This is a genomic window from Burkholderia sp. LMU1-1-1.1 (assembly GCF_040675865.1).
Taxonomy (GTDB): domain Bacteria; phylum Pseudomonadota; class Gammaproteobacteria; order Burkholderiales; family Burkholderiaceae_D; genus Rugamonas.
Map to the genome: position 1 here is coordinate 1 of NZ_JBEGHG010000060.1, position 272 is coordinate 272.

Genomic DNA, 272 nt, shown 5'->3' on the forward strand with positions numbered 1-272 from the left:
GGTAGGGCTGGTTGGACTCGAACCAACGACCCCCGCGTTATCAACACGGTGCTCTAACCAGCTGAGCTACAGCCCCAAATGCTGTTCTTTATATTGACAGTCGATAAGTGTGAACGCTTGATGAGTGGTCATTGCTGACCGTGCCACTCTAGAAAGGAGGTGATCCAGCCGCACCTTCCGATACGGCTACCTTGTTACGACTTCACCCCAGTCACGAATCCTACCGTGGTAAGCGCCCTCCTTACGGTTAAGCTACCTACTTCTGGTAAAAC

At 52.2% G+C, this 272-nt stretch carries 1 tRNA gene and 1 rRNA gene; both read right to left on the bottom strand.

What is annotated here, in order from left to right:
* Positions 1-2: 2 nt before the first annotated feature.
* A tRNA-Ile gene (locus MRBLMU1_RS27645) sits at positions 3-76 on the bottom strand.
* A 76-nt stretch (positions 77-152) separates the two neighbouring features.
* Positions 153-272 (bottom strand): 16S ribosomal RNA (locus tag MRBLMU1_RS27650); the annotation flags it as partial.